Here is a 15562-nt window from a genome sequence, read left to right as displayed (position 1 = left end):
CGTATCGGGCAGCCAGCTTTTCACTCGGCAGTCCAACCACCGTCCATGCTCCAGTTCGCACCGTTCACATTTTGCGCCTCGTCGCGGCACAGGAATACCGCCAGCGCGCCGATTTCATCCGGCTGGACGAATTTCTTTGTCGCCTGTTTCACCAGCAACACATCGTTGATAACCTGTTCGCGGGTCATGCCGCGCGCCTTCATCGTGTCGGGAATCTGGTTTTCGACCAGCGGCGTCCAGACGTAGCCGGGGCTGATGCAATTTGCGGTGATACCGTGTTCGGCCAGTTCCAGGCCGATCGTCTTGGTGAAACCGTCCAGCCCGTGCTTGGCCGCGTTGTAGGCACTCTTGAACGGGCTCGCGACCTTGGAATGCGCGCTGGCCGTGTTGATGATCCGCCCCCATCCCTTACGCTTCATCGCGGGCACGGCGAGCCTGGTGGTGTGAAACGCCGCGGTCAGGTTGAGCGCAATGATGAGATCCCACTTTTCGACCGGAAACTCTTCCACCGGGGCAACGTGCTGCATTCCGGCGTTGTTGATGAGGATATCGATATCGCCGGCTTCGGCCATCATCTTCTCGACCTGCGCGACATCGGTCAGGTCCGCACCCGAATGGGTCGCGCCCAGCTCATCGCAAATCCCGGCGATTTCGTCCTTGTCACCGAAGCCGTTCAAAACGACCTGCGCGCCCTGCGCGGCCAGCGCCCGTGCGGTTGCCAAACCTATACCCGAGGTTGACCCGGTAACGAGTGCGCGCTTTCCTTTGAGAAACATTTGGACCTCCGGGCGTTGTCTATGCAATCGACAGGCCATCGCGCAGGATGCCGTGGCTGTCCAGCGGCCAATATATGGGGAAACACATGCGCCTGAATCCGTTCAACACCAACGATATCAATGTACGCTCAAGCGGCGGTGGCGGCGCAGGCAAGGCCGGAGGCCTGGGATGCGGGACAATCGTGATCGCGGCGCTGGGTTACTTCGTGTTCGGGCTGGATCCGTTCCAGACCGCGGCAGTCGTTGACCAGGTTGGCCAATCCACGGAACAGGCCGGCCCCGCCAATACCGATGAACAGGCCGTTTGCACCAGCAGCGAGTACGCGGAGGAAGCGTGCAACGCCTTGACCTCGTTGAACCGCACGTGGTCGGGCACGTTCGAGGCACAGGGGTACGGCGAGCAGTTCCGCCAGCCCACACTCGACCTGTTCCGGAACGGACGGGTGTCAACACAGGGTTGCGGCAGCGCGTCTTCCGCATCGGGCCCGTTCTATTGCCCAGCGGACCAGACGATCTACATCGACACCAGCTTCTACGACACGCTCGAACGCCAGCTTGGCGCAGGCGGTGACTTTGCCCGTTATTACGTGCTGGCCCATGAATACGGCCATCACATCCAGACGCTGACCGGCGTATCGGACCAGATTCGAAGCGCCCAGCAACAGAACCCGCGGCAGGCCAACCAGCTGCAGGTCCTGATGGAACTGCAGGCCGATTGCTATGCCGGCGTATGGGCGGGCAAGAACCGCAACCTCATCGAAGCGGGCGACATGGAAGAAGGCCTGACGGCCGCTGCGGCTATCGGTGACGACAAGCTGACAGGTGGACGCGTGTCGTCCGAAAACTTCACCCATGGTACCAGCAAGCAGCGCAGCGATGCCCTGCGCCTCGGCCTGCGCGGTGACGATACGGCGTGTGACGCGATTACCAGCCTTCGCTGACGACCATACGAAAACGGCCGCCGGAAACCCGGCGGCCGCTCTCGGGGAAAAGAGAATAATTCCTAGCGCGAAACGCGGGCGATTTCCGCATCGAGCGAGCGCAGTGCTTCTGCCCGTTCGGCGGCAGAAAGATTGCGGTCGATCTCAATGGCCTTGCGCGCGGACTTCATCGCCTTGAGCGCGATCTTGTCGGCATTCGCTTCGCACACGAACATTGTTGTGGTTCCGTCCTTGCCCGTTTCGGTTGACACGATGTTTTCCTTGTCCCGGCATGACACCACGACCCGCGGGGCTGCGGCACGGGCTGCTGCGGCACCAGCGCGCGCCTGGGCCATACCGGCGCGCGCTTCGGAAAACGCCATCCGAATTTCGCGGCGAATCTCGCCATCCTCGGCAAACTTGGCGCTGAGTTCGGCCATTTCCCTGGTCAATTCGGCCCGCTCTTCCTGGGTCATCCCTTCGTGGTCGCGAATGATACGGTGTTCCACATGGCGTTCGCTGTTGGCGCCCTCGCCCTTGCGGCGGACGATCACGCGGCGTTCGACACGGCCGTCCTCGCCGTGGATTTCCTCCACTTCGCGTTCGACATCCGCAAGTTCGCGGTCAAGCTCGGCCATCTCGCGATCGAGTTCGGCCATTTCGATGTCGAGTTCCACGTCCTGGGGCGCTGCAGGCGCTTCTGGCGGCGGCGGGGCATCGGGTGCCAACGGTGCGGCGGGGGCTTGCGGCGGTGCGGGCGGCGCCGCGGCGGCGCTTGCGTAACAGATCGACGCGGTCATCGGCAGTGCGAACAGCGCGGCAACAATGCCGGATCGCGCAACCACGCGGCGGCGCGGAGAGACTTCGTTCATGGACAGATTCCTCAATCGGTGGATGATGGATTTGTCCCCCAAAACCGGACAGGCCATCGGCGCCGCCAACACAGGTCGCGGAGCAACCTGCGGGCGTCTGGCAAAATCGGCAATTACACTGGCGTAAGCGGCCCGTTCTTCACGCGGCCGTGTGGCGACAACGCGGGCATCGCAGAACGCTTCCTGGTCGCGGCGAAGCGCGGTCCAGCCCATCCAGCCCAGCGGATTGAACCAGTGAATCGCGAATACCGGCTGGACCATGATATTGGCCAAAAGATCGTGCCCGCGATGGTGTTCCAGTTCATGTGCAATCGCCAGATCGCGCGAAACACGGTCGCGCGACACCATGAAGCCCACGGGCAGCGCCACGACCTTGTCCAGCACTCCGAATGCCATCGGGCCGGAAATGGCCGGTGTTTCGATAAGCCGGATCGGACCGACATCGCCCACCGGCACTGCATCCTCAAGCAGTTCGGCCCGCAATTGCGCGTACAGCCAGAACCGTCGGACAAGGAACACCGCTGCCCCGACCAGCCAGATAAGGACAAGCGGTGTTACCAGGTCGACAGGCGAATCCAGCACGGCAGGCGCCGCGGTTTCGGGGACGGCACCGAAATAGGTCAAGGGGGCCGGGTCAGTCGCAGGACCAATCAGCGGCGCCGGCACAGCGGCCACTGGCCCGGTTTGCGGCCCCATCCATGCAGGAAGGGTCATCGGGGGAAACAGCAGCCGGATGACCGGCAAGGCCCAGAGTGCGTAGGCCGCGCCAGGCCCGAGGTACCGCGCCACAGGGCGGCGCAGCACCAGCACCAGACCTATCAGGGCCCCGGTCCACAGCAGCGTGTCGAGCAGGAACCAGTCGAAATATTCCCTCACCAGTTCGGTCATTTGCGCATCTCCCTCAAGAGCGCCTCGATTTCCTCGAGATCGGTATCGCTCAGCCCTTCGCTTTCGGCGAGCTGCGCAAACAGCGGTGCCGCACGTCCGCCAAACAACCGATCGACAAGGCGGCGCGATTCGCCGCCGACATAATCGGACCGTTCGATCAGCGGACGGTACAGGAACTTGCGCCCTTGCGGCTCGGTGCCGACCGCTTCCTTGGCCACGAGGCGGCTGAGCAGGGTCTTGACCGTCGGCATGGTCCAGTCACGCGTCTTGCAAACCCGATCGCACACTTCGGATGCGCTCAAGGGATGACGCTCCCAAAGCGTTTCCATCACTGCGTATTCGGCTTCGCTTATTCGCTCACCAGCTGCGTTGTAACGCTTCGCCATCGAGTCACTCCCTCCGTGCAACCTTGCGATTACACCTGTAGCCTTTGTGACTACGGATGTAAACATGAAGCGCGGATTAATGAAAGCCCTGCCCCCTTGCTTCTCGACCGGCGTAGCATCAGGGTGGACGGATGACGCTTCTCGCCCGCGCCCTTGCGCTTGCCGCCCTCATCTCCAGCCCGCTCGCCGCGCAAGACGCCGCTGCTCCGGAACCCCACAAGGATCGTGTGCTGCTCGAAACGACGGCGGGTTCCATCACCGTCGCAGTCGAAACCGAACGGGCCCCGGTGACCGCGGCCAATTTCCTGCGTTACGTCGATGAAGGCCGCTTCGACGGCATTGTATTCTACCGCGCCATGCGGCTCGAATGGGGCGAACAACCCAACGGGCTTATCCAGGCCGGTACGCAATACGACGCCAGGCGCACCCTTGACCCGATTGCCCATGAACCGACCAGCGAAACCGGGGTTGTTCACGAACGCGGCACGCTATCGATGGCGCGTTACGCCCCTGGAACTGCGACGGGCGACTTCTCGATCCTGTTGCAGGCACAGCCCAGCATGGATGCCGAGCCGCTTAGCGACGATCCCGAACGTCGGGCCGGTTTCGCCGCATTCGGCAAGGTGGTTGGCGGGATGGACGTGGTGGAGGCTATTCACGCCATGCCCACCGATCCCGACAAGGGCGAAGGCTGGATGAAGGGCCAAATGCTGGCCGCCCCGGTCACGATCACAACGGCGCGGCGGCTGGCGGACGATTAGGCAACCCCACTGGCGCGGCGTCGGGCTTGTAGCGATACCAGCCACCATGCGGGCACGGTCGAGACCGCCAGAACAGTGGCGATGGAAATCATTTCCCATCCCGACGACGCCAGGAGCGCTGCACAGAACGCCCCTGCCAGAATCGCGATAATCCAGGCTGCCAGCCGGAGTTTCGGTGGCGATGCCGAGGTAAGGCGGACGAGAGCGAAAGCCGAGTAGATATAAACCATCAGGTTCAGGACCACGACGGCGTTGATCAGCGTCAGGAATTGTTCCGCAATCGTCTCTGCTGCCGTCGCAAACGCGGCAAGGCTCATGACGACCCCCATCACCAGCAGCGCCCTGACGGGAATTTCCCGCGGGTTGGTCACCGACAGCCAGCGTGGCAGATAACCGGCCTTGGCGGTCCAGCGGGTCGCCTCGCCGGTGACGAACACCCAGCCGCCAAGCGTACCCGACGCTTTCAGAATGGCGCACACTGCGACAAGGGCCGCGGCGACCGGCCCCAGAATTCTCTCCACGGCAAGCGCGAAGGGTGCCGAAGACACCGCCAGATCGCCGGCCGGAACGAGACCGAAAATGGCTGTCGAAGCGAAGGAATATACGAGCGCGGCGAGCAGCACGCCGCCCATGGTCGCCAGCGGTACGTTGCGTTCGGGGCGTTCGACGGTTCGCGCAACCATCGCCGCGCATTCGACGCCGAGAAACGCCCAGAATACGGACAGCATTGACCCGTACACCGCGCTCATCGAACTTTCGCCGGTGACATTCCACGATGCCGCGAACATTTGCGAGTCGAACCACAGCCATCCCAGCGCCCCGGCGGCAAGCAGCGGGACAAGGCCGATGGCCAGCGTCATGCCATGCATCCGGCCAATAGCGCGCGGCCCGAACATCGACACCGCCGTAAGCGCCCATATCACCCCGATAGTGGTGAAGGCCGCGATTTCCGGCTGACCGAGGACGGGGAATAGCGCAGCAAGATATCCCGTCACCGCAAGCGCGATGGCAATATTGGCGAGCCAGATCGACAGCCAGTAGATGAGGCTTGTATGGAAACCCCAGAACGGGCCCATCGCCGCTTCTACCGTATCGGCAAGGCCTTCTTCGGTTGGGCGCACCATCATGATGAGGCTGAAGACGCCCGCCAGGACAAGCGCCCCGATCGCGGCGATAATCCAACCGAAAATACTGATGCTCCCCGTCGCGGCCAAAGTGGCAGGCAACAGGTAAATGCCTGATCCGATGAGGTTGCCGGCAACCAGCATGGTCGCCATGAAAAGGCCGATCCTCCGCGCCGGAGCCCCCGCCGAACCGCTCATCCGAACGCCTGCCTGGTCATCGCAAATCCCCCCTGCATCAAGACATGCGACGGAATTCCCCAAGCACCAAGCGGAAACGCCTCAGCACACCTCGGCGGTGTTCGCGGGGGACGGACCGGGCGGAACGCGGGCGGGATGCTGCCAGAAGGGGTCGCTCGCCAGCTTGTGATTGTCGCCATAAGCTTCGGCCAGGGCGGCATATAGCTGGGTATCGTAGGATTTCAGGTCCTGGTGATCGAGTATCCGCACCCCGTCGAATGCCTGCAACCGGTTTGAATCGAACCAGAATTGCGTACCTTCGGCCCAATATTCCTGCATCGTCGTGGTCGTGTATTCGTTGAGCCACAGATCGGTTGCCAGAGCGTTCGCATAGGCGGCTTCGACCTTGGCGTAGAGTGCGGGATCGACCGCCTGGATGGCGAACAGGACATTGTGCCCCATCTCGTGCACGAAAATCGTTTCCCCGTAATACCGGCTGACCGGCAGGCCGAGCACGTCCTCTTGCGATCCGACCGTCCGCTCGCCGCCGATGGCGCGCGCCCGGTTGTCCCAGTATTCCCGATCGCTGAGGCGACCGATGCGGGTGTCATAGAGCTTGCGTTCGCACCGCGTGAGACGCGGATCGTCGAAGGCGGGTTTGGTCCAGTTCGCGTTTTCCGGAAGGTCCAGCAACGCTTCGTCGACGCCAATGATCGCGACGCGATAATCATTTACGGCCAGCCATTTTGCCAGCTCGGGGCGGTGCGCGAATATCCCGCGCACCATGTCGCGCGCAGCCAGCAGCGCTTCGTCCGCGACCTGCGCCGATGACAGGATGGGAATTCCGTTCGCCGAAACCGACTTTGCGTAAAACGGATCGGCAGAAAGCCTTGCGGGCGGTTGAACCGGCGTCGTCGCGCACGCGGCGAGCAGCGCTGCCAGTCCGGCCAGAGACGCGATCTTGTGCACGGTGGCTGCCCTGTCAGCGCGGCTCGTTAGCGAGCCGGCTCATCAGGATGGCGGCGCGCTGCGCCTGGCGGACGATGGAACGCAGGTCGATATACTCGCCCTCGGCATGGCTGCCACTGCCGCTCGGGCCCATACCGTCGATCGCATCGACATGGTCTGCAACGAAGCTGATATCCGCCGCACCGCGCCGTGAAGGGGGATAGGGTGCCATGACTTCGAGACCAAGGTCGGCATTGACCGCGTTGAGCCGCTCCAGCAGCGCCTCGTTCCCCGCGGTCGGAGCCATTGGCGGATAAGGAAAATCGAACTCTATTTCCGCTTCGGTCCCTGGCAGATGCCGGGAAACGATACCCCGCATAGCCGCCATGATCCGGTCGTTCTGTTCGCGCGTCAGCGTTCGCAGATCGCCGCGGGCGAAGGCGGTGGATGGAATGATGTTCGTCTTGCCCGACGCGCTTGCCGATAACTCGTCTCCAGCGATTTCGGCGGGCGTCCCGCCAGCAAGAAGACCGACGTTATAGGTCAGGTTTTCTTCGGGCAGTTCGCGCCGGAATGCATCGAGAATGCGGGCCATTTCGTAGATGGCGCCATAGCCGACCCCTTCGGCAAAGATGCCCGAGCTGTGCCCGCTGCGCGAGCGTGCGGTAATCGTCCATCCCCCCGAGGAACGGCGCGCAACCACGCCCGTATCCTTGCCGTCGAGGATCGAAAGCCCTTCGAAGCCAAGCGCGATGTCGGCCCACTGGCCGCTTTCGACAAGGTCCTTGCGCGCCAGTTCCAGCGGATCGCCGGCGTCTTCTTCGTCCCCCGTCAGCGCGACGACGATGTTGGCATTCTGCAAGGTGCCTGCAGCCTTCATCGCGCGCAGCGCAGACAGAATGACCACGATGCCGCCCTTGTCGTCCACCACGCCGGGGCCGGTAGCCCTGTCGCCGTCACGCACGAAGCCGGTAAAGGAAGAATCCGGTTCGAAGACGGTATCGAGATGCCCGATCAGCAGCATCCTGGTGGTCCCCGGCACGCCTTCGTGACGGGCAAAAAGATGCCCGGCCCGCCCGGCGGCCGCCTGATCGATCCATTCGGTGGTAAAACCAAGCGCCTCGAATTCGGGTGCAAGGGCATCGGCCACGGCCTTCACGCCCGCATGGTTGTGCGAACCTGAATTGATCAGCGTGATCTTCTCGAGCAAGTTGACATCGGTCTCGAGATCGCTCTCGATCGAGGCGGCGATCGCCTGTTCCGGCTCGCTCAGCTGGGCACTTGCGGGGGCGGCGACAAGCGCCGCCAGTGCAGCACCGAACGCAAACGCCCCCGCCCGCATCAATAGACCCGCTTCTTGGGCTCGATATACTTGATGTCGTCGGTCAGCGTGTATTCGTGAACCGGACGGTACTCGATTTTCACACCGCCGCCGCTGCCGCCCCAGCCTTCGAACCAGGCGATGGTGTGCTTCATCCATTCGGCGTCGTTCCGGTCGGGGAAATCTTCGTGCGCGTGCGCGCCGCGGCTTTCCTTGCGGTTTTCGGCAGACGCCATCGTGACGTTGGCCTGGGCCATGAGATTGTCGAGTTCGAGCGTTTCGATGAGGTCGCTGTTCCAGATCATCGAACGGTCGGTAACGCGGATGTCTTCCATCTGCTTGTTGATGGTCTTCAGGTTTTCCACGCCCTCGGCCATCAGCTTGCTGTCGCGGAACACGGCGGCATGACGCGTCATGGTCTTCTGCATGTCCGAACGCAGTATCGCCGTGGGCGTACCGCCGTTGGCGTAGCGGAAGTGATCGAGGCGCGAGAGCGAGAGTTCCGCACTGTCGGCGGGCAGTTCGTCGTGACTGGTGCCAGGCTTGATGATGTCGCGCAGGCGATGGCCGGTCGCCCGGCCGAAGACCACCAAATCGATCAGCGAATTCGAACCGAGGCGGTTTGCGCCATGAACCGACACACAGGCCGCTTCGCCCACGGCAAACAGGCCGGGGACAGTCTTTTCCGGATCGCCCGGATCACCCGCCATCACTTCACCGTGGAAGTTACAGGGGATGCCGCCCATGTTGTAATGCACCGTCGGTGTAACCGGCAGCGGCTGGCGCGTCAGATCGACGCCGGCAAAGATCTTGCCGCTTTCGGTAATGCCGGGAAGGCGCTGTGCCAGAACGGCGGGATCGATATGGTCGAGGTGCAGGAAAATGTGGTCCTTTTCCGGGCCCACACCGCGTCCTTCGCGCATTTCCAGCGCCATCGAACGCGACACTACGTCACGCGACGCCAGGTCTTTTGCGGACGGGGCATAGCGTTCCATGAACCGTTCGCCTTCGGAGTTGGTGAGATAGCCACCCTCCCCGCGTGCGCCTTCGGTGATAAGAACACCCGCGCCATAGATCCCGGTGGGGTGGAACTGGACGAATTCCATGTCCTGCATCGGCAGGCCCGCGCGCAGCACCATGCCGCCGCCGTCGCCGGTGCAGGTGTGTGCCGATGTCGCGGTGAAATAGCAGCGGCCGTAGCCGCCCGTCGCAAGGACGACCGCCTTCGAGCGGAACCGGTGGATGGTGCCATCATCGAGGCACATCGCGATCACCCCGACACAGACCTTGCCCGTGGGCGTGTCCTTCATGATCAGATCGAGCGCGAAATACTCGATGAAGAAGTCCGCGGCGTACTTCAGGCTCTGCTGATAGAGCGCGTGCAGCATCGCGTGGCCGGTACGGTCGGCTGCGGCGCAGGTGCGTTGCACGGGAGGGCCTTCGCCCATGTTCTGCATGTGGCCGCCGAACGGACGCTGGTAGATCGTGCCGTCTTCGTTGCGGCTGAAGGGCACGCCGGCGTGTTCAAGCTCGTACACGGCCTGCGGGGCTTCTCGCACCATGTACTCGATCGCGTCCTGATCGCCCAGCCAGTCCGAACCCTTGACCGTATCGTACATGTGCCACGACCAGTGGTCGGGCGAATTGTTGCCAAGCGACGCGGCGATGCCGCCCTGCGCGGCAACGGTGTGCGAACGGGTCGGGAAAACCTTGGAGATGTTGGCGGTCTTCAGGCCCGCTTCGGCGGCACCCATAGTGGCGCGCAGACCACTGCCGCCGGCGCCCACGACAACCACGTCATAGGTGTGATCGACAATCGGATAAGCGCGATCGCCAATGGTAAAAGTGTCGGTGTTGGCCATCAGGCGGCTCCTCCGAGGGCAAGGCGCGCGATGGACACGAGGCCGAATGCCGCGCCGCCGATGGTTGCAAGGTTGAGAAGGGCGAGAACGCCGAACTTGGTGCCGGCATCCTGGACATAATCCTCGATCAGGACCTGGAGGCCCAGGCGCGCATGCCAGAACACGCTGATCACCAGCAGCGCGAGCGCCGTTGCCGGGATCGTCTGCGACGCCCAGCCGGTCATCGTGCCGTAGGAATAATCCGGCAACAGCGCGAGGCTGATGACCAGAAAGAGCATCAGCACGAGATTGCCGATAGCCGTGAAGCGCTGCACCAGCCAGTGATGCGCGCCATGGTGCGCCGAGCCAAGCCCGCGCACACGTCCGATGGAGGTTCCGTTACCCATGGGTCTGTGTCCTCAGCGAAGCAGGATGAACGCCCACAGGGCGATCGTGAGAAGGATTGCGATGACCGGCGCAAGGATGGACCAGGTCTTGTTGGTGTTGAGTTCGTAGCCGGCACCGATGTCGAGCACGAAGTGGCGCAGCCCGCTCATCATGTGGGTGAAGAACGCCCATGAAAGGCCGATCAGTACGATCGTACCCAGCGGCGTGGCCATGAAATCGCTGAAGGTCGCGTAACTTGCCGGTCCGCCCGCCATCGCGCCCAGCCACCAGAGCAATACGCCCAGCCCGACAACCGCCAAACCGTCCCCGGTGATACGGTGGAGAATGGATACCGCCATGTGCGGGCCCCACTTCCATATTTGCAGGTGCGGTGAGATCGGGCGGTTGGCCATGTTGTTCGTCCGTTGACTGCTTCTTTGCGCCCCACTTAGCGAAGCTGGCGCGACGTGCAAGGACGGCGGCCTCGACAAAGCGCGCAAATTTTCGAATAGCGTGATGCATGACATGCATTCTTCTCACCGGCGCATCGCGCGGGATCGGCGCGGCAGCCAAGCTGGCGCTCGAGGCGCGCGGGGCGCGCGTTATCGGCCAGGCCACCTCCAGCAGCACCGTGGACATCGTCCCGGCGGATTTCACCGAACCCGGTGCGCCGCAGGAATTGTGGGAAGCGGCGCTGGCCCGCGCAGGGGGCGTCATCGATGTGCTGGTCAACAACGCGGGCCTGTTTGCGGCTAACCCGCTGGACAGTTCGGACATCGCCTGGCTGGACGCGTGGGAGGACACGCTCCGCATCAATCTGACGGCAGCGGCACAGCTGTCGCGTTTCGCCGTGCGCCATTGGCAGGAACGCGGTGTCGGGGGCCGCATCGTGCACGTGGCCAGCCGTGCCGGCCATCGCGGCGATTCGCCGGCACACTGGCATTACGCTGCCGCAAAGGGCGGGATGCTGGCCATGCACAAGACCATCGCAAGGCAATATGCGGGCGACGGCATCCTCAGCTATGCGATCACGCCCGGCTTCACCGACACGGCCATGGCGGGGGATTATCTCGCCAGCCGTGGCGGCGCGGGCCTGTTGGCCGATATCCCTCTTGGCCGCGTGGCCCAGCCGGAAGAAATAGCGAAGATCATCGAATTTTGTGCGCTGGACGCCCCGCCCTCGATGACCGGAGCAACGCTCGACGCCAACGGGGCCAGCTATGTTCGATAAGGTGCCGTTCCTGGCTGTGGGAATCCTTGCGGCCTGCACAACTTCCGCAACACCGCCCCTGCCCGACCCTGCGGCGGCGCAGCACGCCTGGGCCCAGAGTTGTGAGGATTTCGACGAGTGGGACAAACCCGGCCCACCGTATCGAATCTACGGCGAGACATACTACGTCGGCACATGCGGCATTTCAGCGATATTGGTGGCAGACCCCAAAGGTCATACGCTGATCGATACCGGGACCGACAAGGGCGCGCAGATTGTCCTGAAAAACATCCGCCAGCTCGGCTTTGAGCCAGAGGATGTGACGACCATTCTGATGAGCCATGAGCATTTCGACCATATTGGCGGGATCGCCCGGATGCAGGCGGCAACCGGTGCGGCAATCGTCACCACGAACGCCGCATCGCAGGTGCTGTCTTCAGGCGTACCGGGGGACGGCGATCCCCAGGCTGGATCGGGTCATCCGCCCTTCCCACCTGTCACAGTGCCGATTGATATTATCGATCCCGAAATGGCGGAAACCAGCAAGGCCTGGCGCTTCACACCGATCTTCACCCCTGGCCATACGCCGGGTGCCTTGAGCTGGCGCTGGCAGGAGTGCGAAGGTGGCGACTGCAAATGGATCGTCTATGCCGACAGCATGAACCCGATCAGTTCGGACGACTACCGTTTCTCTGACCATCCTGCTTACCTTGCGGCTTTTCGCCAGGGCATCGCCGATCTCGCGGCGAGCGAATGCGACATCGTTCTGGCGCCGCATCCGGGTTCGGCGAAATTGCGGGACCGATTGCTCGGCACAGCCGGTCTCGTGGATGCAAACGGGTGCCGTGCATATGCCGAGAATGTGACCGCGCGCCTCGACAAACGCCTGGCAGAAGAAGCCGCCAAATGACCGCCTGGAAAATCGTTGCCGAAGTTTCGAAGGATCGCGCGCGCGCCGCGCTGGTCGCCCATGACGAAGCGATGGACTGGCCCGTGGAATGGGTGGTGACGGGCATGGAAGTTGCCGACCATCTGCCGGACGACTGGACGGTGGAGGTGTATCTCGACCGCAAGCCCAAGGCCGACGATATCCGCCGCGTCGCGGCGCTGTTCGAAGGACAGCCGCCTGCCCTTAGCGCGCAGAAGTTGCCCGAAACCGATTGGGTTACCGAAAGCCAGAAGGGCGTCGATCCGATCGATGCGGGCCGCTTCCACGTTCGCACCCCCGATCATCGCATGTCCGAGGGCAAGGTCGATTTCGTGATCCCGGCCAGCCAGGCATTCGGCACCGGGCAACATGCGACAACGGCCGGCTGCCTCGCGATGCTTGATCTGATGAAGCGCGAAGGCGTGGTGGCCCGCGATATCGCCGACATCGGTACGGGGACTGGCCTGCTTGCCTTTGCGGCCATGCATCTGTGGCCTCATGCCCGGGCGACGGCGTCGGATATCGATCCCGTCTGTTCGGGTGTCGTCGCGGACAATGCGGCGCTGAACGCCATTGCGATAGGCGCTGGGCCGAACGCGCTGACGATGGTTGTCGCAGACGGCATGGCCGATCCATTGCTGCAGGCGCGCGGCCCCTACGACCTGTTCATCGCCAATATCCTGGCTGGCCCCTTGGTGGAGCTGGCACCTGAATTTGGCGAAGCGACCGCACGAGGCGGAAACCTTCTGCTGGCGGGACTGCTCGAAACGCAGGAAGCCCGCGTGCGGCGCGCCTATCGCCGCCAGGGTTTCCGCCTTGCGCGGCGCCTTGTGAACGGCGACTGGTCGATCCTGTGGTTGCGCAAGAGCCGCGTCCGGTGAACCGCTGGCAGCGTGCGCTGACCTTGACAATCGGCGGCGTGGCCGCGCTTTCCGTCGCGTTCCCGCTGAGCGCATGGATAGGAAGTTCCATTCCACGAAATCCGGACTGGCGCGAGCCGGATTCCGGCGTGGAGATCATGGTCGAGACGAACGGCATTCACACGGCCATCGTCATGCCGCTGGTCACCCCGCAAAAAGATTGGCGTGGTGACTTTCCCGTACAGGACCTGGCCGATGACAGCCCGCCCTATACCCATGTGTCGGTTAGCTGGGGCGAACGGGCCGTCTTCCTCGAAACGCCCACCTGGGCCGACCTCAGACCTTCCAGCGCATTCAACGCCGCGATCGGCAGTGAAGGTCTTCTGCATGTGGCCCACTACGTGCGCCCTGCCCCGGCCAACGATATCCGCACGCTTCGGGTCACGGCCGCACAATACGATGCGCTTGTCGCGGCCATTGAACGGCAGGTGGCAGACCCGCGCGCGCGCCGGTCCTTCGCCGGTTACGGTTCGTTCGACGTGTTCTACGCCGCGCCGGGCACCTATCATCTTGGCAACACCTGCAACCAGTGGACCAGCGACACCCTGGCCGAAGCCGGAATCAGGACTGGACTGTGGACCCCGCTGCCCGGCGGGGTGATGAAATGGGTGCCCGAAAGTTGCGGTTAAGCCAGTTTCGCCATCGCAACGGCTTCGCTTGCCAAGGGTCTGCCCACACCCAGGAACGCCCGCACCCGCTCGCTGAACATCAGGTTTCCCTGCGGATAGTGACGGCGATGAAGATCCATCAGCGTTGCGAGCTCCTCCTCACCCAAGGCCGACCGGAACGTCGGCAGCATCGCGCTCTTGCCAAAGTGCGGGCGCGTTGCCGGTTCGTATTGCATGACCTGGCATTGCAGACGCTCCAGCCAGGCATAGTCGCGCGGATCGGCAAACAGGTCGATCGCCGCCATCGGCTGCTTGTGGTTGGCTGCGAACACCAGATCAGAAGTGCCGGGCAATTCGCGCACGCTGATGATGCCTTTGAGGAAAAAGCCCAGATCGCGCAGATCGTCCGCCTCGCGCATGATGAACCGCACCACCGCCTGCGCTTTTTCCAACGGAACAAAGAACGCCAGATTGTAACCCGTATAGGTCGTCGAGAACATGCCGCGAAGAATGTCTGGCGCGCGTTCCGACGACAGGCCCGGCTTGGGATCGTAAAGGTAATCCAGATCCTCGGGATCGGTTTGTATCTGCGTGCGCTGGGTAACATCGAGCCGGTCGACAAATCGCTGTAGCGGGCGACGCAGCTTGGGAAGGAAGCGATCGAGTTTCTGGTAATGGCCGATGATGAGCTTGGCGAGGAAGCCGGGAGAAAACCATTTCGGCTTGCGATCGGCATGGCGTTCCGCCTGCGCACACGGTGCCAGCGTGTGCAGCATCATCACCGGATCATCCAGGTTGGAATAGGGCAGAACGATCCAGTTCGCGGCAACGGTGCCCTTCTTCAGCTGTTCCAGTTTCGACAACCGCGATACGTGACTGGTCGAAACGAACGCTTCGACCGGCACCGTTTCCATCGACAATTCCACGATCGGCGCAATGGTACCGAACGACAGGGCAATATGGGCAAAGCCGGGATCGCCGCGATCCAGCGTTACCCGCCTTCCCGCTCCGTCGAGGAAGACCACTTGCGTCACGGCGTCGGCCATTACCGCTCGATCGCCGAACCCGTGTGTGCCGGTAGCCAGCGCGCCAACCACCGTCTGCTTCATGTAGTTGCCCGAATTGATCAGTCGGCGCTTGTGTTGCAGCAGGAACCGCTTGAGCTGCTCGATAGAGACGGATGCCCCCACGGTCGCGATGCCCGTGCCCGGATCGTAATCTAGCCGGTCCAGCCCCCCTTCGCGCATCATCATCGCGTTGGTGCCGGGGACCAGCTGCACCCCGTTGTAGGAGTGCGATTGACCTACGCAGCAATAGTGGCCCTGCGCGATGTCAGCCGCCAGCTTGGCTTCGTCCTTCGGAATAAGTGCGTCCACTTCTCCGCGAAACACGTGTATCCAGGAATACAGCTTTCGCTTGCCCTCCCCGCCCTCCGCTTTGGTAAGGGCGCGGCGCCGTCTCGCGTGGCGAATTTCCTGAAGCATGGTTGTTTTCC

Annotated in this window: 16 protein-coding genes; 6 read left to right on the top strand and 10 right to left on the bottom strand. The window is 62.9% G+C overall.

Translation table 11 applies throughout. From position 1 onward, the window contains the following. Nucleotides 1-20: 20 nt before the first annotated feature. Complete coding sequence (locus VR863_RS04460; RefSeq protein ID WP_324827223.1) at nt 21-776, bottom strand: 3-hydroxybutyrate dehydrogenase; 756 nt, start codon at nt 774-776, stop codon at nt 21-23. 86 nt (nt 777-862) lie between these two features. Between VR863_RS04460 and ypfJ the strand changes: the two genes are divergently transcribed. After that, nucleotides 863-1717 (top strand): KPN_02809 family neutral zinc metallopeptidase, encoded by an 855-nt coding sequence (gene ypfJ / locus VR863_RS04455; RefSeq protein WP_324827222.1) that lies wholly within the window; start codon nt 863-865, stop codon nt 1715-1717. Between the two features lie 62 nt (nt 1718-1779). On the opposite strand, the gene VR863_RS04450 is transcribed toward ypfJ, so the two are convergent. Together VR863_RS04450 and VR863_RS04445 are read right to left on the bottom strand one after the other, a co-directional pair. After that, a complete protein-coding gene (locus VR863_RS04450; RefSeq protein WP_324827221.1) occupies nt 1780-3456 on the bottom strand; it encodes a M56 family metallopeptidase in 1677 nt (558 codons plus the stop codon). Continuing rightward, on the bottom strand, nt 3453-3842 hold the full coding sequence (locus VR863_RS04445) for a BlaI/MecI/CopY family transcriptional regulator (protein WP_324827220.1): 390 nt from the start codon (nt 3840-3842) through the stop codon (nt 3453-3455). The genes VR863_RS04450 and VR863_RS04445 overlap by 4 nt, the downstream gene beginning before the upstream one ends. Before the next feature lie 131 nt (nt 3843-3973). Between VR863_RS04445 and VR863_RS04440 the strand changes: the two genes are divergently transcribed. Next, the gene (locus VR863_RS04440; RefSeq protein WP_324827219.1) at nt 3974-4603 is read left to right on the top strand and encodes a peptidylprolyl isomerase; all 630 of its coding nucleotides are present in this window, start codon (nt 3974-3976) and stop codon (nt 4601-4603) included. Here the strand turns inward: VR863_RS04440 and VR863_RS04435 are convergent. The 6 genes from VR863_RS04435 to sdhC form a co-directional block, all read right to left on the bottom strand. After that, a complete protein-coding gene (locus tag VR863_RS04435; RefSeq protein WP_324827218.1) occupies nt 4600-5925 on the bottom strand; it encodes an amino acid permease in 1326 nt (441 codons plus the stop codon). The genes VR863_RS04440 and VR863_RS04435 overlap by 4 nt on opposite strands. Nucleotides 5926-6006: 81 nt before the next feature. Further along, entirely contained in the window at nt 6007-6873 is an 867-nt protein-coding gene (locus VR863_RS04430; RefSeq protein ID WP_324827217.1) for a glycoside hydrolase, read from the bottom strand. Nucleotides 6874-6886: 13 nt separating this feature from the next. Then, nucleotides 6887-8194, bottom strand: coding sequence for a M20/M25/M40 family metallo-hydrolase (locus VR863_RS04425; protein WP_324827216.1), 1308 nt, complete (start codon nt 8192-8194; stop codon nt 6887-6889). Beyond that, entirely contained in the window at nt 8194-10035 is a 1842-nt protein-coding gene (gene sdhA, locus VR863_RS04420; protein WP_324827215.1) for a succinate dehydrogenase flavoprotein subunit, read from the bottom strand. The genes VR863_RS04425 and sdhA overlap by 1 nt, the downstream gene beginning before the upstream one ends. After that, complete coding sequence (sdhD, locus tag VR863_RS04415) at nt 10035-10421, bottom strand: succinate dehydrogenase, hydrophobic membrane anchor protein (protein WP_324827214.1); 387 nt, start codon at nt 10419-10421, stop codon at nt 10035-10037. Before sdhD ends, sdhA begins: the two co-directional genes overlap by 1 nt. 12 nt (nt 10422-10433) lie before the next feature. Next, the gene (gene sdhC / locus VR863_RS04410) at nt 10434-10814 is read right to left on the bottom strand and encodes a succinate dehydrogenase, cytochrome b556 subunit (RefSeq protein ID WP_324827213.1); all 381 of its coding nucleotides are present in this window, start codon (nt 10812-10814) and stop codon (nt 10434-10436) included. A gap of 107 nt (nt 10815-10921) precedes the next feature. Between sdhC and VR863_RS04405 the strand changes: the two genes are divergently transcribed. The 4 genes from VR863_RS04405 to VR863_RS04390 are packed head-to-tail and all read left to right on the top strand — an operon-like array spanning nt 10922 to nt 14088. Continuing rightward, on the top strand, nt 10922-11632 hold the full coding sequence (locus tag VR863_RS04405) for an SDR family NAD(P)-dependent oxidoreductase (RefSeq protein ID WP_324827212.1): 711 nt from the start codon (nt 10922-10924) through the stop codon (nt 11630-11632). Continuing rightward, entirely contained in the window at nt 11622-12521 is a 900-nt protein-coding gene (gene bla / locus VR863_RS04400) for a subclass B3 metallo-beta-lactamase (protein ID WP_324827211.1), read from the top strand. Before VR863_RS04405 ends, bla begins: the two co-directional genes overlap by 11 nt. Next, entirely contained in the window at nt 12518-13420 is a 903-nt protein-coding gene (locus tag VR863_RS04395; protein WP_324827210.1) for a 50S ribosomal protein L11 methyltransferase, read from the top strand. Before bla ends, VR863_RS04395 begins: the two co-directional genes overlap by 4 nt. Next, on the top strand, nt 13417-14088 hold the full coding sequence (locus VR863_RS04390; RefSeq protein ID WP_324827209.1) for a TIGR02117 family protein: 672 nt from the start codon (nt 13417-13419) through the stop codon (nt 14086-14088). The genes VR863_RS04395 and VR863_RS04390 overlap by 4 nt, the downstream gene beginning before the upstream one ends. Here the strand turns inward: VR863_RS04390 and VR863_RS04385 are convergent. Continuing rightward, a complete protein-coding gene (locus VR863_RS04385) occupies nt 14085-15443 on the bottom strand; it encodes an FAD-binding protein (protein WP_324827208.1) in 1359 nt (452 codons plus the stop codon). The genes VR863_RS04390 and VR863_RS04385 overlap by 4 nt on opposite strands. Nucleotides 15444-15562 lie beyond the last annotated feature (119 nt).

This window comes from Qipengyuania zhejiangensis, assembly GCF_035607565.1.
Classification (GTDB): domain Bacteria; phylum Pseudomonadota; class Alphaproteobacteria; order Sphingomonadales; family Sphingomonadaceae; genus Qipengyuania; species Qipengyuania zhejiangensis.
Note: the sequence above shows the minus strand (reverse complement) of the source record. Positions and strands in the feature narration are given on the sequence as shown.